Raw genomic sequence first — 22,175 nt, 5'->3', positions numbered from 1 at the left:
GGTCCTCTTTTTTTGCTTGCAGCCGAGCCCGTGTCCATGTCGGGGTCAGACCCCGACATGGACACGGGCCCGGCCGTTAATCGGGGATCACTTCTTGTTCGTAACCGACTGTTATAAGTGTGGCGCATAACATCCATCACCACAAAAAAGTGGCGCGCTTTGCGGCATCGCAGCATACTGCACCTGTCTCCTCTATTCTCCTCCAAGGAAATAGATTCAAGCCCGCCTCACGGTGGGCTTTTTTTTTGCCTGCGATCACGGTTTTCGAGGTCGGCACCGTGGCGATTTCAATCGTGCGCCGCACAACCCCCGTTTTGCGCGAAGTTGAGTTCTTCCTAGAGGAGAGCTCATGCAAGAAGCGGAAACAACCCCGAATACCACGGCTGGCCGACCGGCACCCGACGGCGGCCTGGCCATCACCGTCAACGGCGTGGAACAGCGCGTCGACGTGGACGTGCGCACCACGCTGCTCGACTACCTGCGCGATACCCTGCACCTGACGGGCACCAAGAAAGGCTGCGACCACGGCCAGTGCGGCGCGTGCACCGTGCACGTCAACGGCCGGCGCGTGAACAGCTGCCTGACGCTGGCGATGGCCTGCGCGGGCGACGAGGTCACCACCATCGAAGGCCTCGGCTCGCCCGAGCGGCTGCATCCCATGCAGGCCGCCTTCGTCGAGCACGACGGCTACCAGTGCGGCTACTGTACCTCCGGGCAGATCATGTCCGCGGTGGCACTGCTGAAGGAACCCTGCGGGCCGGGCGATGCCGCCGTGCGCGAATGCATGAGCGGCAACCTGTGCCGCTGCGGTGCCTACTCGAACATCGTGGCCGCCATCCAGCAGGTGCGCAAGGCGGAGGGCGCCCGATGAGGCCGTTCGAACTGCGCCGCGCCGCCAACGTGCAGGATGCCGTGCTGCTGGCCGCCACGTCGCCGACCGCCCAGCAGGGCGCTACGGTGCGCTACCTGGCCGGCGGCACCACGCTGCTGGACTTGATGAAGCTCGATGTCGAGCGCCCCGCCCACGTGGTGCAGATCACGCCGCTGGGCCTGGACCGCATCGAACCGCAGGCCGATGGCGGCGTGTCCATCGGCGCGCTGGCGAAGAATGCGGACCTGGCGCACCACGGGTACGTGCAGCGCGTGTATCCGGTGCTGTCGGAAGCGCTGCTGTCCGGTGCCTCCGCCCAGCTGCGCAATATGGCCACCACGGCCGGCAACCTGCTGCAGCGCACCCGCTGCGTGTACTTCCGCGATGCGGCCATGCGCTGCAACAAGCGCGAACCGGGCAGCGGCTGCGATGCGCTGGAAGGCTACCACCGCAACCTCGCCGTGCTGGGCACGAGCGAACACTGCATCGCCTCGAATCCTTCCGACATGAACGTGGCCCTGGTGGTACTGGATGCGCGCGTGCACGTCACCGGCCTGCATGGCAACCGCGAGATCCCGTTCGCCAACTTCCACCTGGTGCCGAAGGACCAGCCGCATGTGGAGACGCCGCTGGTGCCGGGCGACCTCGTCACCCACATCACCGTGCCGCCGCTGCCGGAAGGCGCCCGCTCGGGCTACCTGAAGCTGCGCGACCGCGCTTCCTACGAGTTCGCGCTGGCCTCCTGCGCCGTGGTGCTGGTGGTGAAGGACGGTATCGTCGACACGATCCGGATCGGCCTCGGTGGCGTGGCCACCAAGCCTTGGCGCGCCGTCACGGCCGAAACCCAGCTGGCCGGCCAGCCCCTGACCCTGGCCAATGTGGAAGCCGCGGCGGCCGTGGCGCTGCGCGGCGCCGAACCCCGCCGCGACAACGCCTTCAAGATCGAACTGGCGCGCCGCTGCATCGTGCAGGCGATCCGCAACGTGGCAGGGACGGATTTGACATGAGAGACGAAACCTTGAAAGACCCTATCCTGGGCGCGGGACTGCCGCGCATCGACGGCCCCCTGAAAGTGAGCGGCCATGCCCGCTACAGCGCCGACCGCTTCCTGCCCGGCATGCTGGTGGCCGTGCCCGTCGCGGCGACGATCGCACGCGGCCGCATCGAACATATCGACTGCGCGCAGGCGCTGGCGCAGCCCGGCGTGCATGCCATCTACACCCATGAGAACCTGGGCCGCATCGCCCGCATCGGCGAGGACAGCGACCTGCAGATCGACGAGAAGGTGCCGCCGATGCAGGACGACGAAGTGCGCTACTACGGCCAGTATGTCGCGCTGGTGCTGGCCGATACCTTCGAACATGCGGTGGATGCCTCCCGCCTGGTCGAGGTGCGCTACGCCGACATCAGGACGCCCGACGTGCGCATGGAGCTGGAACCGGACGAGGCGCCGGAAGCGGAGTCGGAACGGGGCGATCCGGACGCGGCCTTTGCCTCGGCGTCGGTCAAGGTCGACGAAACCTACCGCACGCCGATCGAAACGCACAACCCGATGGAGCTGCATGCCACCGTCGCCACGTGGGAAGGCGGCAAACTCACCGTGTACGAAACCACGCAGGCGATCGTCAACCACCGCGGCGTGCTGGCGGCGATGCTGCAGGTTCCCGAAGAGCGCGTGCGCGTGGTGACGGAATACCTGGGCGGCGGCTTCGGCGGCAAGCTGTGGCCATGGCCGCACTCGCTGCTGGCCGCCAAGTCCGCGGAGCGCAGCGGCCATCCGGTGAAGTTCGTGGTGCCACGGCAGGCCATGTTCCGCGCCGTCGGCCACCGCACCAACACGCAGCAGCGCATGCGCCTGGGCGCGGATGCGGACGGCAAGCTCGTCTCGCTGCAGCAGGACTACCTGATCCACAGCGCGCCGGCCGGCGAGAACGAGGAGGACTGCGGCGAAGCCACGGGCTACCTGTACAGCGTGCCGAACCTGCGCGTGACGGCGGGATCGGCGGAACGTGACCTGGGCGTGAACACGTCGATGCGCGGGCCGGGCGCCGTGCCGGGCCTGTTCGCGGTCGAATCGGCGATGGACGAGCTGGCGATCCGCCTGGGCATCGATCCCGTCGAACTACGGTTGCGCAACGAGCCGGAGATCGACGAGTCGGAGGACAAGCCGTTCTCGTCGCGCCACCTGCGCGAATGCTTTGCCGTGGGCGCGGAAAAATTCGGCTGGTCGCGGCGCGATCCGGCCGTCGGTGCGATGCGCGACGAGGCCGATGACGGCACGATCCTCGGCTGGGGCATGGCCAGCGCCAGCTGGGGCGCCAAGCGCCGTCCCGCGCAGCTGTCGATCCGCCTGCATGACGATGGCGCCGTGCGCGTGCTGTGCGCCACGCAGGATATCGGCACCGGCACCTACACGGCGCTGGCCCAGATGGCCGCGCATGCGCTGGGCATCGATGTGGCGCGGGTGCAGGTGCAGATCGGCGACACGGAACTCCCGCCGGGACCGTGGTCGGGCGGCTCGATGGCCACCGCCTCGCTGGTGCCGGTGGTGATCCAGTCCGCGCAGCACGTGGTGCGCCAGTTGCTGGATGTGGCCAAGCGCGTGCTGGGCGACGGCGCATTGTCGATGAATGAGGGCGCCGTCACGGGTGGTGGCGAACCGATCGCCTTCGAGGACGTGCTGAAACGCGCCGGCGTCGGTTATGTCGAAGGCCAGGGCAGCTCGCCGGCCAGCAGCAAGGATGCCAATGCGAAGGAGGTGTCGATCCATTCCTTCGGCTGCCACTTCGTGGAAGTGGCATGGCAGCCGGCCATTGCACGGCTGGCGGTACGGCGCGTGGTCTCCGTCATCGACGGCGGCAAGATCGTCAACGCCCGCACGGCGCGCAACCAGATCGAGGGCGCCGTGCACATGGGCGTGGGCATGGCGATGTTCGAGGAAACCCATTACGACGAGCGCTATGGCGCGCCGGTGAACGGCAACCTGGCCGACTACATCCTCGTCACGCATGCCGATGCGCCGGAGGTGGACGTGACGTTCCTCGACTATCCGGACAAGGCGCTGAACGAGTATGGCGTGCGGGGGATCGGCGAGATCGGGCTGGCCGGCGTGGCGCCGGCGATCACCGCGGCCGTGTATCACGCCACGGGCCGGCGGGTGCGGTCGCTGCCCGTGAAGATAGAGGATCTGCTGTAGGGGAGGGTGGCGCGACGGTCGTTGTGGCTGGCCGTCGCGTCTCCAGCTCTGGCACCGCTAGCCGGAGCGCTACGGGGTGAGACTGCCAGCCGTCGCGTTGCGGGGGACACCGCTAGCCGCAGCGCTACGGCGTGAGACCGTTAGCCGTCGCGTGACGGAGTGACACCGCTAGCTGTAGCGCTACGGGGTCTGGCACCGCTATTGATGCGATGCGATGCATCAATGGTGCCGGCTGCGGTGCCTGACCCCAGCCGTGTGTGTGCGCGGCGCCTGCGCATGCGAAAGCCTGGGGTCAGGCACCGCAGCACGGGCCCCGGACCTCGGATGAGACCGGTGGAAGCGGTGCCAGACCCCGGTGCCCAGCCGTCAACGGTGCACGAACTCCATCACTTCGCCGCCGCCGGCTCCGTCGCCTTGTTTCCGCCTTCCTGCTTGCCATCCGTATAGGTCGGCACATCGCGATGCTGGTGCGGGGCCGGCTTGCCGGGCAGCGGCGCGAGGGCCTGCGCGGTGGCCAGGTCCACGCCGGCCGCTTCGGCAACGCGACGGCCATAGTTCTCGTCGCAGTGCCAGAAGTGCCAGACCATGCGCTGGGCGATCGGCTCAGGGCACTGGCGCAGGTCGTCGCCCAGGTTCTTCACCAGTTCGTCGCGTTCCCAGTCCTCGAAGGTACGCCAGCGGTCGCCGGCCTGGCGGTAGTCGTCCAGCGTGCGGCTGGTCTGGTAGCGGCCCAGGTGGCCTTCCACCCACTGGTGATAGTCCTTGGCCGGTTTCGGCGCTTCCTGCAGTCCCCCCAGGCCGCTCGGCTCGTAGTTGATGTGCTTGTTCGTGCCGGCATCGTCCACGTAGTACGCCATCTGGCCGTCGCGCTGGTTGGTGCGGGCGCGCGCGCCATCCTGCGGCGCATTGACGGGCAGCTGCAGGTAATTGGGGCCCACGCGGTAGCGTTGCGTGTCCGAGTACGACAGCGTGCGGCCCTGCAGCATCTTGTCGTCCGAAAAATCGATGCCGTCCACCAGCACGCCCGTGCCGAAGGCGGCCTGCTCGGTTTCGGCAAACACATTGTCCGGATTCTTGTCCAGCACCATGCGGCCCACCGGCAGCAGCGGGAACTGGTCTTCCGGCCAGCGCTTCGTATCGTCCAGGGGATCGAAGTCCAGTTCCGGATGGTCGCCGTCGTCCATGATCTGCACGCAGAATTCCCATTCCGGGAAGTCGCCCCGCTCGATGGCCGCATACAGGTCCTGCGTGGCGTGGCCCGTGTCGCCGGCCTGGATTTCAGCGGCCTGCGCGCCCGTCAGGTTGCGCACGCCCTGCTTCGGCTGCCAGTGGAACTTGACCAGGCAGGCGACACCTTCGTCGTTGACGAGCTTGTAGGTGTTGACGCCCGAGCCTTCCATCTCGCGGTAGTTGGCCGGGATGCCCCACGGGCTCTTGACCCAGGTGACCATGTGCAGCGTCTCGGGCGACTGCGATACGAAGTCGTAGAAGCGCCACGGCTCCTGGCGGTTGGTCACCGGATCGGGCTTGAACGCGTGGATCATGTCCGGGAACTTGACGGCATCGCGGATGAAGAAGATCTTCAGGTTGTTGCCGACCAGGTCCCAGTTGCCTTCCACGGTCTTGAGCTTGACGGCGAAGCCGCGCGGGTCGCGCGCCGTTTCCGGCGAATCCTTGCCGCCGATGACGGTGGAGAAGCGCACGAACACGGGCGTGCGCACGCCGGTCTCGTTGAGCACGCGGGCGCGCGTGTACTTCGACGCCGGCTCGTTGCCGATCTTGCCGTAGGCTTCGAAATAGCCATGCGCGCCGGTGCCGCGCGCATGCACCACGCGTTCGGGAATGCGCTCGCGGTCGAAGTGGGTGATCTTTTCGATGAACTGGTAGTTCTCCAGCGTGGCCGGGCCCCGTTCGCCGACGGAGCGCAGCGCCTGGTTGTCGCGCACCGGGTGGCCCTGGCGCGTGGTGAGGATCGGACGCTGTTCGTTTGGCTTGTCAGACATGGCTTTCCTTTCAGAGTCGAAGCCGCGGTTCTCGGGATCGGTCAATACGTGAAATGCGGACGCGGCCACGAGACATTCTAGCCAGCGTCATCCGGGGACGTCGCCCGCTAGTGATGAACCCGGTGATCGGTGACGCGGCCGGCGCCGCGGGCCGGCCGGGCTTCTGCTAAGCTGGGCTCCCTGCAACAGCGAGTCCGCATGTGAACCGAAAGCTCATCCTTGGCGCCGTGGGCGGCGCCGTCATCGTCGCCGGCGCCGCCGCGCTGTACGGCATCTCCCGACAGGGCGCCGACAGGGCGTCCGACAAGCCGTCCGCCGTGAAACCGGCCGCCGTGCTGACCCCTGCGCAGTCGAACACCCCACGCTTCTGGGCCGCGCGTGTCACCACGCTGGGCGGCGACGGCGCGGCCGGTTTCGCCGATGGCGCGGCCAGCCGGTTCGGCGACCCGTTCGGCGTGGCAGTCACTCCACGGGGAAACGTCTACGTGGCCGATGGCGGGGAGGTCAACCGTATTCGCACCATCGCGCCGGACGGCACGGTCACCACGCTGGCCGGCGGCCGCGAAGGGTACGCCGACGGCAAGGGCGCGTCAGCCATGTTCGACACGCCATCGGCCATCGCGCTGGACCACCTGGGCAACCTGTACGTGGCGGACACGGGCAACCACGCGGTCCGCAAGGTCACGCCGGATGGCACGGTAACCACGCTGGCGGGCAATGGCCAGGCCGGCCATGCGGACGGCATCGGCGCCGCAGCGCGCTTCAATGGGCCCGTCGGCATCGCGGTGGATGACACCGGCGTCGTGTATGTGGCCGACACCTACAACGACCGCATCCGCCGCATCGCGCCCGACGGCACGGTGACGACGGTGGCGGGCAGCGGCCGGCCCGGGGATGCGGATGGCGCGGCCGCGCAGGCCGGCTTCGATACGCCGAGTGGCGTGGCCGTTGGCACCGACGGCGCGCTGTACGTGGCCGATACGGGCAACAACGCCGTGCGCCGCATCGGCACGGACGGGCGCGTGACGACGCTGGCGGAAGCGCCGGAAGGCGAGCGCCGCCCGCTGCTGCGCCGGCCGGTCGGGATTGCCGCCACGCGCGACGGCTACCTGTACGTGACGGCCGGCGGCGGCGGCCGCGTGCTGCAGTTCGCGCCGGACGGCAGCTACCGGCCGCTGGGCGACGCCGATCATCCCCTTGAACCGGGCTACGGCAGCGATGGCAGCGTGCAGTTTTCCGCACCGCGCGGCGTCGCCGTGGCGCGCGATGGCGCGGTGGTCGTCGCGGAAGGGCTGGGATTTGCCGTGGTGCGCCTGGCCCCGCCGCAGCCGGGCACGCGTCCCCCGGTCGAACGGCGGCGCGCCGCCACGCCATCCCGCAAGGAAGCCATGCCCTGGCCCGTGCTGCCGCAGGACCAGCCACACGAAGTGGTCGGCCTGATGGGCGAGGTGCGCGGCAATTTCGATGGCGAGAGCCGCGACCATTTCCACAACGGTCTCGACGTGCGCGCGGACGTGGGCCAGAGCGTGGTGGCGATCGCGGCCGCGAAGGTGACGGACCCGTTCCCGAACTGGGGCTATGCCACGCTGAGCGAGGGCCTCAGCATCGGCACGCTGTCGTACATCCACATGAAGGTGGGACGCGACCGGCGCGACCGGGCACTCGATGCGCGCTTCACGCTGGTGACCGGGGCCCGCAACAAGCCGGAACGGGTGCGCGTGCGGCGCGGCACCCGTTTTGCCGTGGGCGACGTGCTGGGCACCATCAACGGCATGGCGCACGTGCACCTGGATTATTTCCCGACCGGCGGTGTCGAGAACGCGCTGACGCTGCCGTTCATCGGCCTGCAGGACACGGTGGCGCCGAAGATCCAGAGCATCGTGCTGCTGGCCGATGGCGGCAGGCGGCTCGGCGCGCCGCGTGAAAAGCCCGTGCGCAAAGTGAAGAGTAAGAAGGGCGCCAGGACCGCGCCGGTTACCGAGGCACCGGCGGCCGGTCCGGCACGGCGCGTGAAGATTCCCGCGGCGGTGGGCAAGGTGGACATCGTCGTCGACGCCTGGGACCAGATGGACGGCAACCTGGAACGCCGCCGCCTCGGCCTGTACAAGCTGGGCTACCAGCTGCTGCGCGAGGACGGCAGCGCCATGCCGGGCTACGAACAGCCGCGCATCACGCAGGTGTACGACCGGCTGCCGCGCAATCCGGACGCCGTGAAACTGCTCTATGCGGCCAGCAGCGGGATCACCGTCTACGGCAGCAAGGCCACGCACTTCGCCTATGCGCTCAACAATTCCCTGCTCGACGGGCGCGCGCAGCCGGGCGTGTGGGAGGTGTCCGGTATCGCACCGGGCCACTACACGCTGCGCATCTACGCGGCCGATTACGCCGGCAATGTGGCGGTCGAGGGGCGGGATCTGCCGATCGCGATCGAGTGATGCTGCGGTCGGGTTCGTGTCCCGGTGCCTGGCACCAGGACACGAACCCGATGGTCATCAGCGCTGCGGTACCATCAGCCGCAGCCGGCCGTCCAGCGCTTCGAAGTGCAGCGGCGTGGTGAGTTCCAGCAGCTCGCCGTCGACGGCCGCCTGCAGGCGCCGGCGCCCGTAGAAGGGCATGCGCACGGTCATGCGGCGAAAGCCGAAGGCCACCACGTCGTCCGTGTCGGCCAGGCGGCCCAGCGCGCCGCGGAACAGCAGGGCCAGCATGCCGAGGCGGCCGACCGGCTTCGGTGCGACCGCCGCCAGTTCCCCATCGGCCACGCCCGGCATCACGGGCACCAGGCCCACCTGTTCCATCTGCAGGCGGTTGTTGCCGACGAAGAGGGTGGGGGTGCGCAGGTGCACCGTGCGCTCTTCCGCTTCCAGCTGCAGGCGCAGGCGGCGATGGGGCATCAGGATGGTTTTCAGTGCCGAGAGCCCGGCCACCACGCGGTTGCGGCCGAACTGTTTCTTGTCCTGCTCGCGCTCGTGCAGCAGTTTCGGGTACAGCCCGATGCTGGCATTGACGAGGAAGATGCGGCCGTTGACGGTGCCCACCTGCACCGGCTGTTCCGTGGCGGTCAGCAGCGCGTGCACGGCCTCGGACAGGTCCTCCGGGATGCCGTGCGTGCGGCCGAAATAGTTGAAGGTGCCCTGCGGCAGCGCGCCAAACGGACAGCCCTGGCGGATGGCCTGGCGCGCCACCGTGTTGATGGTGCCGTCCCCGCCCGCCGCGACCAGGATGCCGCCGTTCGCGCAGGCCTTGCCGGCATGGGCGATGGCGGCGTGATCGAGCTCGTCGCCTTCCACCAGGTGCAGGTGGAACGGCCGGCCGGCAGCGTTCAGCACGGCCTCGATCGCGGCCTGGCGCTCGGCCGTTTCGGAGGCGCCGGAGCCGGCGTTGAGCACGATGTACAGCGGTGCGTTGGCGGAGAGTGGGGTGGCGGTCATGGTCGCTGCACTCTACCACCAACGGTTACGCATCGCGCGCACGGACGGCTGAGTTGCCACCGGCCGTGCGCCTGCCGCGGGCCGCGTTCAGCGCGGCGTGTACACCGGCACCCCCTGCACCGGGCCCATGCCGTCGCCAAGGTAGAAGCTCGGGTGCGGCGGCTGGTTGTAGCCGGCGTTCTGGCCGGCCACCTGGGCGCGGTACTGCGGGTCGTGCATCAGCGTGGGGATGCGGTGCGTGGTCGGGATCGTGGTGCTGTAGACCAGCAGCGCCGTGTTGTCCGCCGTGCGCCACACGACTTCCTCGCGCCAGTCGCCGAACAGGTCGGCCGAGAGCACGGGCGTGGACTTGGTGCCGTTGTTCGACGCGGCATTCTGTGGTCCCGCATCGAGCAGGCGCACCGACGTGCCCGTGGCCGGATCCCACTTGTCGATGCTGGTCGCGTCCAGCAGTTCGCGCAGCGGGTCGCCGTCCCACCAGCTGGCGAAGTTCACGCGGCCGGGGCGGGTCGTGGAGATCTCGCGTCCGTCCGCCGCCATCAGGCCACCGCGCGTGGCCCAGCACTCTTCGCCCAGGTAGGCGGGATCGACATCGGCGCACACGCCGCGGCCCACGTCCGACGTGGCCGGCACGCTCCACAGCAGCCTGCCCGTCGCCGCATCGTGCATGCCCGAGCTGGCGGTGCCGTAGCACGACGGGGTTTCATGCACCATGTACACCTGCAGCCCGGCGCGCTGCGGATCGAATTTGCCGACGTGCAGCGCATCGCCATGGCACAGGCCCGTGGTGTACATCAGGTGGCCATCGCTGCCGATGGTGGCCGCGCCATAGATGATGTCGTCGCGCGCGTCGCCGTCCACGTCCGCCACGGAGAACCAGTGCGCGCCCTGGCCGCGCGCCGCGGCGCCTTCGTTGTTGGTGTCGAACACCCAGCGGCTGGTCAGCTGGCCGTCGCGCCAGTCCCAGGCCGCCACCACGGCGCGCGTGTAGTAGCCGCGCGAGAAGACCGCGCTGGGCCGCTGGCCGTCGAGGTAGGCCACGCCGCCCAGGAAGCGGTCGACGCGGTTGCCGTAGTTGTCGCCCCACGAGCTGACGGTGCCCCGTGCCGGCAGGTAGTCGGTGGTGGCCAGGGCCTTGCCGGTGCGGCCGTCGAACACGGTCAGGAATTCCGGGCCGCTGAGGATGTAGCCGGCGCTGTTGCGGTAGTCCGCGGCGGCGTTGCCGATCACGGTGCCGGCACCGTCCACGGTGGCATCGGCCGTCTTGAGCATCACTTCGGCGCGGCCGTCGCCATCGAGGTCGTAGGCGACGATCGTGGTGTAGTGGGCGCCGGCGCGGATATTGCGGCCCAGGTCGATGCGCCACAGCCGCGTGCCGTCGAGCCGGTACGCGTCCACGTAGGTATTGCCCGTGTAGCCGGACTGGGAGTTGTCCTTGGCATTGGTGGGCTGCCATTTCACCACCAGCTCGTATTTGCCGTCGCCATCCAGGTCGGCCGGCGTGCCGTCGTTCATTTCATAGGTATAGGCCACGCCATCCGGCGTGGTGCCGCCGGCCGGCTGCTGGACCGGGATGCGCAGCCAGGCCGCGTTCCAGACGGTCGCGCTGCTGCCCAGCGTCTTCACTTCCTTGTCCTTCACGACGGGACGGATCGTGTAGCGGGCGGACGCATTGCCGCCCGCGTCCGTGAAATTGCTCGCGTCGAGGGGAGCGGCGTTGAGTTTCACGTCGTCGCGGTACACGTTGAAGCGGGTGTCGGCGGCATCGGAGCCGAGTACGCGCCAGCTGAGGAAGATGCCGCCGCCGGCGGGCAGGGCGACCAGGCCGCGGTCGAGCCGCTCGACCTGCCTGGCGGGGGCGGCCAGGGCCGGCTGGAGGAAGGTCAGCGCCAGCAGCAGGGCGGACGTCGACGCGCTTGGTGCAAGGTTTCTTGTCATGTTTTTTCACCAGGTTGGAACGGCGATGATCACGCAGCGGCGGTTGCCGCTGCGCGCGCTGCGTGGGTGGCCGGTCTCCGATCGGACAGGTCGAACGACCCGTCCCGCGCCACTGCCCGCAGTCGAAATCCAGTATCGGACCGGGCCTGGGAGGCGTCAACGGCGCACGGCCAATCAATCAGCGGGATGAGCCGGGCGAGTGCGACAGACGGTGCGCCAAGAAAAAAGCCACCGGCTCGTTCGAACCGGTGGCCGCAGGGCAGAAGGCGGGAAAATCAGGCGCGTGCGAACGCCAGCAGGTCGGCGTTGACCTTGTCCTTGTGCGTGTCGGTCAGGCCGTGCGGGGCGCCCGGATAGACGATCAGCTTGGCATTCCTGACGAGTTTCGCGGAAGCGCGGCCGGCGGCATCGATCGGCACGATCTGGTCGTCGTCGCCATGGATGACGAGGGTGGGCTTGTCGAACTTGGCCAGGTCGGCGCGGAAGTCCGTCTCGGAGAACGCCTTGATCGAGTCGTAGGTGTTCTTGTGGCCGCCCATCATGCCCTGCATCCACCACGACTGGATCAGGCCCTGCGACGGCTTGGCGCCCGGCCGGTTGAAGCCGTAGAACGGGCCGGACGGGATGTCCAGGTAGAGCTGCGCGCGGTTGTCCAGCTGGCCCTTGCGGATGCCGTCGAACACCTCGATCGGCAGGCCGCCCGGGTTGTCGGCCGTTTTCAGCATCAGGGGCGGGACCGACGAGACGAGTGCCAGCTTGGCGACGCGCTTGGTGCCGTGGCGGCCCACGTAGCGCGCCACTTCGCCGCCGCCGGTCGAGAAGCCGATCAGGATGGCGTTCTTCAGGTCCAGCAGTTCGATGAGCTGGGCCAGGTCGTCGGCGTAGTGGTCCATGTCGTTGCCGTCCCACGGCTGGCTGGAGCGGCCGTGGCCGCGGCGGTCGTGGGCGATCACGCGGAAGCCGTTGTTGGCCAGGTGGATCATCTGCGATTCCCAGCTGTCCGCATTGAGGGGCCAGCCGTGGCAGAACACGACGGGCTGGCCGCTGCCCCAGTCCTTGTAGTAGATCTCCACGCCGTCGCGGGTGGTGAAGGTGCTGGCCGTCTTGCGCACCGGCTTTGCCGCCGCCGCATGGGCCTCGGCCGCGAAGCCGGCCGCCAGCGGCAGCGCGGCCAGTGCGGCAAGGCCGGTACTACCCAGCAGTGCGGCGCGGCGGGCCGGGTTGACTGCCGCGTCGCCGGCGTTGTTGTTCTCGGTTGGTTCTTTGCTCATCGCTTCTCCCTGATGCGTGGCAGGCACGCGTTATTGATGGGAAAAGTTTACCGCGTCGGCGCCGAAAAGCCGATCCGCCGAAAGGCAGACTGGGCAAGTACCCGGTCGGCAGCGGCGCCTGCGTCCCGGTGCCAGGCACCGGGACAATGCACGGAGACACGGGAGGTCAGAAGAAGACGGCGGTGCGGGTGATGATGGTGCCGTTGTTGGTGTAGGGGCCGGTGGCGCGCACGGCGCCCGTGTCCGGCTTGCCATCGTCCAGCTTCGCGTCGATCTGCTCGCTGAACGAATCGGGCAGGTTGTCGAGCCGGATGCCGTTGCCGCCACGGCCGGCCACCACGTCGTTGAACACGTACACGGCGCCGCCCTGGGCGCTCGTCATGAAATCCGTCGTGCCATTGAACGAACCGGTGATGAAGCCGCCCAGCGCCAGGTGCTGCGGCGCCAGCTGGTATTCGGCGATCTGGCCATCGCCGTTGCCGTTGCCGCTGGTGCCCGGCACGTGCGCGGTGGCCTGGGCATCGTCGCCCGGCAGCGCGCGGAACTTGTCCTGGTAGGCGTTCACCGCGGCCTGCAGCGACGTGGACTGCTGGATCACGTTCTTGATCTTGGCATTGTCGATCAGGCTCTGGCCCTTCAGCACGCCGCCCAGCAGCAGGCCGATGATGACCAGCACGATGGCGATTTCGACCAGGGTGAAGCCGCGCACGACAGGTGCCGGGCGCCGGGACGCCGGACGGCTGCTACGCCGATGGCGATCCATGCATGCCGGTCGAGCCGCTGGCTGGCTGGCTTGTTGCTGATCCATTCTTCATCCCCATGTCGAAGCTGTGCCGAGAGCCCCTATATTACAAGCTCGGCCCCGATTCTGCACCTGCTAGCGTGCGCCGGCGGCCGGCGGCGCACCGCGCTGCGGCCCCGTTCCGCGTTCCAGTTCCTGCAGCCGCCGTTCGAGGAAACGCACCTCGTTCGGGTCGCTGACCGTGCCATCCGACAGCAGCGCGCCCGTCACGGCGCGCTCGCTGTCGAGTTCATTCATGTCGCGCAGGATGAACAGTTCCAGCTCGCGTGCCCAGGCCGGCGCATCGGGGGCGCGCAGCCGTATCGAACGGGCATAGTGCCGCGCCAGCGGCAGGTCGTGCAGCCGGTGCCGCGCTGCCAGCGCGGCCTGCGCCATCGCCGGCCAGCGGCGCGCCGGATCGGCGTCGAACGCCCGCGCCGCGAAGTCCAGCATCACGCGCAGCCGGGCGGGATCGTGCACGGCGCCATACACCTGCACGGCGGCCGCCAGCGGCTGGCTGCTGCGCGGATCGAGCTGCTGTGCCACGTCCAGCCAGCCGGCCACGCGGCCATAGTCCAGCGTGCGCAGCGGCGCGTCGCCCTCGCTTGCATGCAGTGCCAGCATGGCCAGGCGCGCGGTGACGATGTCGTCGCCCAGGCCCGCCAGGCGCAGTGCGGTGATGCCGGGGGCCGGCGGCAGTGCCGCTGCCTGCGCTCGGACGGGCGGTGCCAGCGCCTGCAGCGCGACCTGGCCGGCCAGCGCCACCAGCAGCAGCGCGCGGACGGTGCGTGGCGCGCTGGCCGTGGCGCGCTGGCGCATCAGAAGGCCCGGCGATACAGGTCGAACAGCGCCGCGCCGCCGACCAGCAGCAGCGTGATGGCCGTCTGCAGCGCCACGAAGCCCAGGTCCGCCGCGCCTCCCGTGTGATACACCAGCCACTCGCTGCGGGCGAACGCGTCGAGCCGCGGCAGTAGCAGGGCCAGCGCGTCGACGCCGCCGGAAATGACGCGCTGCGCGGGATCGTCCGGCCCGCCATGCCCGGCCCGCTGCAGCGCCGCCACGCTGCGGGCCAGCAGGTAAAAGCCGAACGTGGCGCACAGGGCCGGCAGTGCCTGCTGCAGGGTGAGCGTGCAGAACACCGCGAACGTGGCGACGATCCACAACTCGCCGAGCAGCGCCACCATCCACAGGCCGGCCTGTGCTGCCGGCGCCACGAGCAGCACCAGCAGGCCGGCCAGCAGCGCCGGCAGCAGGGCCAGCATGCCGAAGCCGGCCAGGCGGCCCAGCAGCCAGGTGGCGCGGGGCAGGGGCAGCGCCACCAGCAGGTCGGCCTGCCGTTCCTGGAATTCGCGCACGACCGAGGTCACCGTGAACACGGCCACCAGCGCGACGGCGCCGAGCCGCAGCAGCGCGCCCAGCAGGGCCGCCTGGGTGGACCGGCCTTCGGCGGGTACCACGGCCTGGAGGAAGCCGGACAGGCCGATGGCACCGAGCACCAGCGCCGCCAGCAGCCAGGCCAGCCGGCTGCGCAGCGCTTCCCTCAGCGTGGCGCCGGCAATCGCGCGGATGGCGGCCGTCATGGCAGGCGCTGGGCGGCGATCATCCGGTTGAACAGGATGTTCGGCGACACCCACACGACGAGGTCGTCGAACGCGCCGCCTGGCAGCTTGGCATTGTCGCTGACGCCCCGCATCACGAATGCGGTACCGGCCGGGTTCAGGTTGACCTTCTCGTCGAGGTTGCCGGTACCGGCATCGGCGGCGCGCACGCCCAGGTCGGAAAAGCCGCCGTAGCCGTTCCTGCCGGTCGACAGGATCACGGCGGGGATGTCGTTCGGCGCGGTGGCGGCGGCCAGGTTGCCGGCTGCGTCGCGGGTGGCCACCGTGATGTCGCGCGGCGTGGCCAGGCGGAACGGCACGGCACTGTCGGTGAAGTCCGGCGTGGCGCTGTACAGGAACACATGGTCCCAGCTGTCCAGCTTGGCCAGGCCCAGCGTGGCCCAGGGCAGGAAGCCCATGCGCCGCTCGTTCGTGCAGCGCTCGCCCGAGCGGTCTTCCAGGCCGTTGGCGGCCGAGATCGCGGGGCAGGGCAGGTAGCCGTTGCGTACGGCAAAGCCGATCAGCGCCTCGCGCGCCTCTTCCATCGCGCGCTGCGTGTCGGCGGTGCGGCGCTGCTCCAGCTGCGACGACAGCGGCGTGAGCAGCCCACCGATCAGCAGGCCGACGACGACCAGCACGATCGCGATCTCGACGAGCGTGAAGCCGCCGTGGCGTGCGGTATGGCGCGCGGCGCGGCGGGGCGGGGCGGGGAACTGCTTCATGTTCTACGGCAGCGTGCGGGCTGCCGCCATCCTTTCATACAGGGTTGTCAGGGGCAGCGCGACCAGCAGGTCGTCGAACGGCCCGCCGGGTGCCGCCGGGTTGGTGCTGGCGGCACGGCGCATGAATTCGGTGCTCGCCACGTCGTTGCCGATTTCGTCTTCGTTGCCGGGCTGCGCGCCGGCCTGCGCCAGGCCGTTGCTGTCCGTGCCGAGATTGTTGCGGCCCTGAGAATACACCACCGCCGGGGCGCATTGCGCGTAGATCAGGCAGGCATCCTGGCCGACCTCGTAGCGCAGCTGGCCATCGCCGCTGCGCGTCAGCACCCGCTTGGTGGCCACCGCGTTCAGGCGCTGGATCGGCGCGGTCGTGTACAGCGGCGTGACGCTGTAGCGCAGCCGCTTGCCCCAGCTGTCCGCGCCGTCCACGCCCAGCGTCACCCACGGCAGGAAACCGCTGCACGAGGCTTCGTCCGTGCACGGCGTGGCACGCTCCTGGCCATCGACCGCCGACACCGCCGGCCGTGGCAGCCGGCCATGCGTGCTGGCGAAGCCGATCAGCGCGTCGGAGGCCTGCGCGAGCGTCGCCTGCGTGCGGCGCTCGCGCAGCCGCTCCACGTCGCTGCGGCCGAACACGGCAATGAGCAGCGTGGCGAAGCCGGCCAGCACGAGGGCCAGCAACAGCAGCAGCGCGGCGCCGCCTTCGCGCCGGCCCGCCAGCGCGCCGTGGCGCCGGCCGTCAGCGCGGGTCCTGGATCGTGCCATTGGACGGATCGTAGGACTGGCCCGGCTTGATGATCACGTTGCGGCCGCCGAGATCGACGGGCAGCGGCGCACCTGGCGCCACGCGCGGCAGGGTCGTTTCGCGCGCTTCGTCGTCGACCCAGACCGTGGCGCGCCCGTCGCTGCGGCGCACGAAGCCGCCAACCCGCTGCGGCGCCGGCGGAGGCGCCGGCGCGGCCTCCGGCACGGGTGGCAGCGCCGGACCGGCCGGCGTCGCCGGTGCCGCGGCGGCGGCCCGGTTGTCGGAGCGCTGCCGTTCCAGCATCATGCGCTCGGACGGCGTGGTGAACAGCCGGCCCATCGACTGGTAGGAGGTCTGCGCCGCCGCATCGGCGAGACCGAACAGCGTGGCGAACGCCAGCGCGGCCGGGCGCACTCGCGGTGTGCGGCGTCTCACCGGGAGCTCCCGCCGCGGCGCGGCATCGGGGTCAGCGTCAGCCAGTTCAGCGTGCAGTCGGAGGACAGCGTGGCGTTCCGGCCCCCCGCGGGCGCAGCGCTGGTGACGGGAATGCGGCGCAGTGCGCACTGCTGCACGGTGAATACGCCCTTCTGGCGCAGGTCGTCGAGGAAATTGAACAGGTCCATTTCGTGCAGCAGGTCCATGTGCAGCGTCATGCGGCTGCCACGCAGCTGGTAGTCGGCGGTGGCGAGGCGGCCCTCCAGCTTGTAGGGCTGCTGCGGCTCGATCTCGTATGTGACGGGCAGCAGGTGCCGGCCCTCCTGGATCTGGCGGATCGCTTCCACCCAGTCGAGCCGGTTCTCGGCGCCCACGATGTGCCGCCGCCGCAGTTCCAGGAACAGGGGCTGGTAGGCGCGGATCTCCTGCTTTTCCGATTCGGCGTACAGGAAACTGCGGCGTGCCGCCTCGCGCGTTTCCAGGGCGCGCCGTTCTTCCTGCCGCGCATCGTCCAGCTGCCAGTAGCTGGCCGTGATGGCGCCCACGCTCAGGCAGGCCGTGGCGGCAAACGTCAGCACCGCCGGGCGGACCAGCGCGAAGTCGCGGATCCAGTAGGGCAGCCGGATGCGGGTGACTGCCGGGCCGTTGCTGTTCAGGGCGTCCATGTGATGTCCAGCGTGAATTTGTTCTCGTCCGGGTTGGTGGTGGGCGTGCCGACGCTGCCGGACAGCTTGACGTTCGGACGGATGTCGAACGGCAGCTGCACGATCTCGACGGACATGCGCGGCATGCCGGCGAGCCGCTGCGCAAACGCATTCATCTCTCCCAGCACCCTGCGGTAATCGTTCGGCGCCGAGACCACCTCCGCCTGCAGGCGCAAGGTCTGCTGCGGCGCCGTCGGGATGCCCAGCGCGAACGACGAAGTGGGCGCGACCAGTCCCGCGGCGCCAGGGGCCCCGCCCGGCGACACGGTGGGCGCACCCGGCACGGCGGCGCGCCAGTCGAGCTGGATCAGCCGGATCTGCGGCGAGCGCTCCAGCGTCGCGCTGACCATGCCCACCATCTGCATCGGCCAAGGGCCCTGGCGCGCCACCATCCGGTCGATCGACACGGCGGCGCGCATGTTGGCGGTCTTGTCGACCGTGGGCGGCATGCTGGACATGCTGGCATTGTAGCTGGCGCGATAGTGGCGCGTTTCCGATTGCAGCGCCTCGGCATGGTCGCGCGCGATCACGTGGCTCGCCACGTTGGCCACGCTCCACGCCACGCCTGCCGCGGCCAGGACCACGCTGGAAGCGAACAGCGACAGACGCACGCGCCACAGGCGGTAGTAATTGCCGGCCGCGCCCGTGGGGTAGTGGCTGGCCGGCGCCTGGCGCGCCAGCAACGACAGCATCAGCGTATCGGTCGCACTGGCGACCGCGCCGCCCGTCGCCCCCGTTCCGCCAGGGCCCGCGGCAGGCTGGTCCGCGATGCCGAACAGCCTGCCGGCCCGCGGCGCCGGCAGCACCGTGTCGACGGACACGATGCGGTAGATCGTCTCGGCGCCATTCTCCACGCCGGCTGACAGGCCGGCGGCCAGTTCCGGATCGGCCAGCACCACCACGTGCAGCACGTCGCCCCGTTCCAGCAGCCGCACGCTGGTGAGGAACTGCTGCGTCTTGCGGGTTTCCTCCGCCAGCGCGCGCACCGGGCCGGCGACGGGCGTGCCGTGCACCAGCCGCGAGAACTTCACCGCGCCGGCGCGGAAATACGTCTGGCGCAGGCCGGCCGCCTGGCGGGTCACCAGCAGGATGTGCCGATGGCGCGCGGTAGCCAGGCGCAGCACGTCCCGGCCCATCAGCGCCGTCGAGTAGATGCCCGCCAGCGGCGTCTGCATCAGTTCCATGGCATCGACCCACGGCGTCAGCAGCAGCGGGTTGGTCAGCGCCGTGAACAGCACCATGTCGTCGCGCCGGCCTTCCTCGCTGCGCCCCTGCACGTGCGCGGTGCGGTAGGGCGTGTCGCGGTACTGCTGCACCAGCCGGCGCGCGCGCAGCTTGCGGCCGGCGCGGCCACCCACGTGGGGCAGCAGCAGGCGCGTGAAGTCCTCTTCGATCAGGTCGGTCAGCAGGTAGGCCGGCCGGCCGCCCTGGCTGTCGAGGTAGGCGAGGAAATCGTCCAGGCCCGCGCGCGTGGCCGGAAAGACGTCGGGGCCGGACAGCGTGCCGTGCTGCCACTGGTAGGCATGCAGCTGGTCGCTGGTGACATAGAACAGCTGCTTGGCAAGAAGATTGGCGAACATGTCAGATCCGGATCGCACTGATCGTGTCGTAGATGGGACCGAGGACGGACAGCATGATCCAGCCCAGCAGCAGGCCGAGCAGCACCGTCATCGCCGGTTCGATCATCGACTGCACGCGGTCGATCTGTTCGCGTACTTCACGGTTGTAGAAATAGGCCACGTTGCGCAGTGCGCCATCCAGCGCGCCGGTGGCCTCGCCGACCTTGAGCATGCGCACCACCAGCGGCGGGAAGATGCCCGTCAGCCCGAATGCCGCGCTGACCGTGCGGCCCTCGGAAATCTGCTGCGCGGCGCGGCGCAGCGCGGCGGCCACCACGCGGTTGCCGGCGATGCCTTCGGACAGGCGGATGCATTCGAGCACCGTGATGCCGGAGCCGTACATCATCGCGAAGAAGGTAGCGAAGCGGGCCAGGATGATCTTGTGCAGCACGGGGCCGACGGGCCAGACGCGCAGCTTCAGGCCGTCGAACGCGAAGGCGGCGCGGGCATTGCGGGCCAGCCACCAGCGCAGCCCGAACCACAGCGCGAACGGCGCGGCCAGCAGCAGGTACCAGTAATCGATGAACACGTTCGACACGGCGATCAGCGCGCGCGTGTGGAATGGCAGTTCCTGGCCCATGTTGCGGATGAAGCTGGTGAGCTGCGGCACCAGGTAGATCATCAGGAAGAACATCACGCCCGTCACCACCACCAGCACGACGGACGGGTAGGTGATGATCTTCTTCGCCTGGGCCGCCAGCTCGTCCTGCCATTTCAGGCTGTCGGCCAGGTTGCGGAACACCTCGTTGACCTTGCCGCTTTCCTCGCCGGCCCGCACCAGGCTCGTGAAGGTCTGGTCGAACGCTTCCGGGTAGTTGGCCAGCGCGTCGGACAGCGCCACGCCGCCCTCGATGTTCTCGATCAGGTCCGTGATGATCTCGCGGAAGCGCGGGTGGTCCATAGAATCGCGCAGGTCGTTCAACGCATCGAGGATCGGCACGCCGGCGCTGGCCATCTGCTCCATGTGGAAGCAGAAGTTGATCAGGTCGCGCCGGTCGATCGAGCGGCGCCCGAACGCGATGACCCGCTGGCGCGACTGCCGGTAGTCGATCAGGTCCAGCTCCATGCGCGACAGGCGCAGCTCCAGGTCCGGCACGTTCAGCGCGTCCATGTTGCCGGGCACGATGTCGCCGGCCGCGTCCATGGCGCGGTAGATATACTGGGGCATCAGGCCAGCCTGTCCGTGAGGTCGACGACGCGCGAGATTTCTTCCAGCGTCGTCACGCCTTCCAGCACGCGGCGCATGCCGTCGTCCACCAGCGAGCGGAAGCCGGCCGCATGGGCGGCCGCGCGCAGTTCGCGTACCGGCGCGCGGCGCGCCACCAGTTCATCGAGCTCGCCGTTCATCTTGAGCAGTTCCATGATCGCAACGCGGCCCTTGTAGCCCTGGTGGGCGCAGCGCCCGCAACCCACGGCGCGGTAGATGGTGGCTGGACGGTCCTCCGGACCGAGGCCCAGCAGGCGCCGTTCCAGCGCATCCGCCTCGGCGCCGTCCCGGCAGTGCACGCACAGGCGCCGCACCAGCCGCTGGGCGATGATGCCGATGATGTTCCCGGCCAGGACGTCGGCGATCACGCCGATGTCGAGCAGGCGGGGAATCGCGCCGACCGCGGAATTGGTGTGCAGCGTCGAATACACCTGGTGGCCCGTCATCGCGGCGGCCAGCGCCATGTCGGCCGTTTCCTTGTCGCGGATCTCGCCGACCAGGATCACGTCCGGATCCTGGCGCAGGATCGAGCGGATGCCGTCCGCGAACCCCAGCTTGGTCGATTCGTTGACGGAGGTCTGCCGGATCATGTTCATCGGGTACTCGACCGGGTCCTCCAGCGTCATGATGTTGACGCCCTCGGTGTTGATATGGTTGAGGATCGAGTACAGCGTGGTGGTCTTGCCGCTGCCGGTCGGGCCGGTGACGAGGATCAGGCCATCGGGCCGGGCGATCATCAGCTTGAGCACGTCGAGCTCGTGCTCGGCCAGGCCCAGGCCGTCGAGCGGCACAATGCCTTTCTGGCGGTCCAGCACGCGCAGCACGAAGTTCTCGCCGTGCGTGGTGGGCTGCGCGCTGGCGCGGAAGTCGATCTGGCGGCCGGAGAACTTGATGGCGATCCGGCCGTCCTGCGGCGAGCGCATCTCGGCGATGTTCATGTTGCTGATCACCTTCAGCCGCACGGCCATCGCCGGCCAGTAGGACTTGTGCAGGCTGCGGATCTGGCGCAGGATGCCGTCGATGCGGTAGCGGATGCGCAGGAAGCCATGCTCCGGCTCGAAGTGGATGTCCGAGGCGCCATTCTGCACGGCGTCCGCCAGCAGCGCGTCGATCAGCCGCACCATCGGGTGGCTGTACTCGTCCGCCGCGCCCTGGTACGACACCTCGCCCGTCTCGATCTCCTGCAGGATGCCGTCGATCGACAGCTCGAAGCCGTAGTACTGGTCGATGGCGCGCAGGATGTCCGATTCGTTGACCAGCAGCGGCGTGACGGTGATGCCCTTGACCAGCATCGCGTGGATCTGGTCCAGCGCCACGATGTTGCTGGTGTTGGACATGGCCAGCACCAGGTTGTCCTTGTCCCGCTCGTAGACGATGGGGAACACGCTGTAGCGCTTCGCCACGTCCTTCGGAATCAGCTTCAAGGCAATGGCATCGACGACGAGGCTGTTCAGGTCCGCGGACTGGGTGTTCAGGTTCTCCGACAGCGCTTCGCGGATCGTGGCCTCGGTGACGAAGCCGAGGCCGACAAGCAGCCGGCCCAGCGGTTCCTTTTCCCGTTTCTGTTCGATCAGCGCGATGCGCAGCTGGTCTTCGCTGATGACGCCTTTTTCGATCAGCAGTTTGCCGATGGGTAGCTTGGCCGGTTGCGGCATCGTGC

At 69.2% G+C, this 22,175-nt stretch carries 18 protein-coding genes; 4 read left to right on the top strand and 14 right to left on the bottom strand.

Annotation, left to right across the window (positions count from 1 at the left end; genetic code table 11):
- Nucleotides 1–349: 349 nt before the first annotated feature.
- The 3 genes from IP91_RS02740 to IP91_RS02730 are packed head-to-tail and all read left to right on the top strand — an operon-like array spanning nt 350 to nt 4,067.
- Nucleotides 350–871, top strand: coding sequence for a (2Fe-2S)-binding protein (locus tag IP91_RS02740; RefSeq protein WP_145647233.1), 522 nt, complete (start codon nt 350–352; stop codon nt 869–871).
- On the top strand, nt 868–1,878 hold the full coding sequence (locus IP91_RS02735; protein WP_145647232.1) for an FAD binding domain-containing protein: 1,011 nt from the start codon (nt 868–870) through the stop codon (nt 1,876–1,878). The genes IP91_RS02740 and IP91_RS02735 overlap by 4 nt, the downstream gene beginning before the upstream one ends.
- Before the next feature lie 11 nt (nt 1,879–1,889).
- A complete protein-coding gene (locus tag IP91_RS02730) occupies nt 1,890–4,067 on the top strand; it encodes a xanthine dehydrogenase family protein molybdopterin-binding subunit (RefSeq protein ID WP_229473764.1) in 2,178 nt (725 codons plus the stop codon).
- A gap of 386 nt (nt 4,068–4,453) precedes the next feature.
- Here the strand turns inward: IP91_RS02730 and IP91_RS02725 are convergent, their stop codons facing one another.
- Entirely contained in the window at nt 4,454–6,070 is a 1,617-nt protein-coding gene (locus IP91_RS02725; RefSeq protein WP_145647230.1) for a catalase, read from the bottom strand.
- Between the two features lie 200 nt (nt 6,071–6,270).
- On the opposite strand from IP91_RS02725, the gene IP91_RS02720 reads away from it, so the two are divergent.
- Nucleotides 6,271–8,505, top strand: coding sequence for an NHL repeat-containing protein (locus IP91_RS02720; protein WP_145647229.1), 2,235 nt, complete (start codon nt 6,271–6,273; stop codon nt 8,503–8,505).
- Between the two features lie 57 nt (nt 8,506–8,562).
- Here the strand turns inward: IP91_RS02720 and IP91_RS02715 are convergent, their stop codons facing one another.
- The 13 genes from IP91_RS02715 to IP91_RS02655 form a co-directional block, all read right to left on the bottom strand.
- Nucleotides 8,563–9,498 carry a diacylglycerol/lipid kinase family protein gene (locus IP91_RS02715; protein ID WP_145647228.1) on the bottom strand — a complete coding sequence of 312 codons (936 nt, stop codon included), beginning with the start codon at nt 9,496–9,498 and terminating at the stop codon, nt 8,563–8,565.
- Nucleotides 9,499–9,585: 87 nt separating this feature from the next.
- On the bottom strand, nt 9,586–11,436 hold the full coding sequence (locus IP91_RS02710) for a rhamnogalacturonan lyase (protein ID WP_145647227.1): 1,851 nt from the start codon (nt 11,434–11,436) through the stop codon (nt 9,586–9,588).
- 275 nt (nt 11,437–11,711) lie between these two features.
- The gene (locus tag IP91_RS02705; protein WP_145647226.1) at nt 11,712–12,707 is read right to left on the bottom strand and encodes an alpha/beta fold hydrolase; all 996 of its coding nucleotides are present in this window, start codon (nt 12,705–12,707) and stop codon (nt 11,712–11,714) included.
- Nucleotides 12,708–12,873: 166 nt separating this feature from the next.
- Entirely contained in the window at nt 12,874–13,416 is a 543-nt protein-coding gene (locus IP91_RS02700) for a prepilin-type N-terminal cleavage/methylation domain-containing protein (RefSeq protein WP_229473762.1), read from the bottom strand.
- Nucleotides 13,417–13,584: 168 nt separating this feature from the next.
- Nucleotides 13,585–14,307 (bottom strand): hypothetical protein, encoded by a 723-nt coding sequence (locus tag IP91_RS02695; RefSeq protein ID WP_145647224.1) that lies wholly within the window; start codon nt 14,305–14,307, stop codon nt 13,585–13,587.
- On the bottom strand, nt 14,307–15,068 hold the full coding sequence (locus IP91_RS02690; RefSeq protein WP_145647223.1) for an ABC transporter permease: 762 nt from the start codon (nt 15,066–15,068) through the stop codon (nt 14,307–14,309). The genes IP91_RS02695 and IP91_RS02690 overlap by 1 nt, the downstream gene beginning before the upstream one ends.
- The gene (locus tag IP91_RS02685; protein WP_145647222.1) at nt 15,065–15,808 is read right to left on the bottom strand and encodes a prepilin-type N-terminal cleavage/methylation domain-containing protein; all 744 of its coding nucleotides are present in this window, start codon (nt 15,806–15,808) and stop codon (nt 15,065–15,067) included. The genes IP91_RS02690 and IP91_RS02685 overlap by 4 nt, the downstream gene beginning before the upstream one ends.
- Nucleotides 15,809–15,811: 3 nt before the next feature.
- On the bottom strand, nt 15,812–16,570 hold the full coding sequence (locus IP91_RS02680; RefSeq protein ID WP_145647221.1) for a hypothetical protein: 759 nt from the start codon (nt 16,568–16,570) through the stop codon (nt 15,812–15,814).
- Entirely contained in the window at nt 16,545–16,985 is a 441-nt protein-coding gene (locus IP91_RS02675) for a hypothetical protein (protein WP_145647220.1), read from the bottom strand. Before IP91_RS02675 ends, IP91_RS02680 begins: the two co-directional genes overlap by 26 nt.
- Nucleotides 16,982–17,650 carry a hypothetical protein gene (locus IP91_RS02670; RefSeq protein WP_145647219.1) on the bottom strand — a complete coding sequence of 223 codons (669 nt, stop codon included), beginning with the start codon at nt 17,648–17,650 and terminating at the stop codon, nt 16,982–16,984. Before IP91_RS02670 ends, IP91_RS02675 begins: the two co-directional genes overlap by 4 nt.
- The gene (locus IP91_RS02665) at nt 17,638–19,269 is read right to left on the bottom strand and encodes a hypothetical protein (protein ID WP_145647218.1); all 1,632 of its coding nucleotides are present in this window, start codon (nt 19,267–19,269) and stop codon (nt 17,638–17,640) included. The genes IP91_RS02670 and IP91_RS02665 overlap by 13 nt, the downstream gene beginning before the upstream one ends.
- 1 nt (nt 19,270) lies before the next feature.
- Complete coding sequence (locus tag IP91_RS02660; protein ID WP_145647217.1) at nt 19,271–20,476, bottom strand: type II secretion system F family protein; 1,206 nt, start codon at nt 20,474–20,476, stop codon at nt 19,271–19,273.
- The gene (locus IP91_RS02655; protein ID WP_145647216.1) at nt 20,476–22,170 is read right to left on the bottom strand and encodes a GspE/PulE family protein; all 1,695 of its coding nucleotides are present in this window, start codon (nt 22,168–22,170) and stop codon (nt 20,476–20,478) included. Before IP91_RS02655 ends, IP91_RS02660 begins: the two co-directional genes overlap by 1 nt.
- Nucleotides 22,171–22,175: the final 5 nt, after the last annotated feature.

Origin of the sequence: Pseudoduganella lurida (assembly GCF_007830455.1) — a bacterium.
Taxonomy (GTDB): domain Bacteria; phylum Pseudomonadota; class Gammaproteobacteria; order Burkholderiales; family Burkholderiaceae_D; genus Rugamonas; species Rugamonas lurida.
This window is presented reverse-complemented; position numbering and strand designations above follow the sequence as displayed.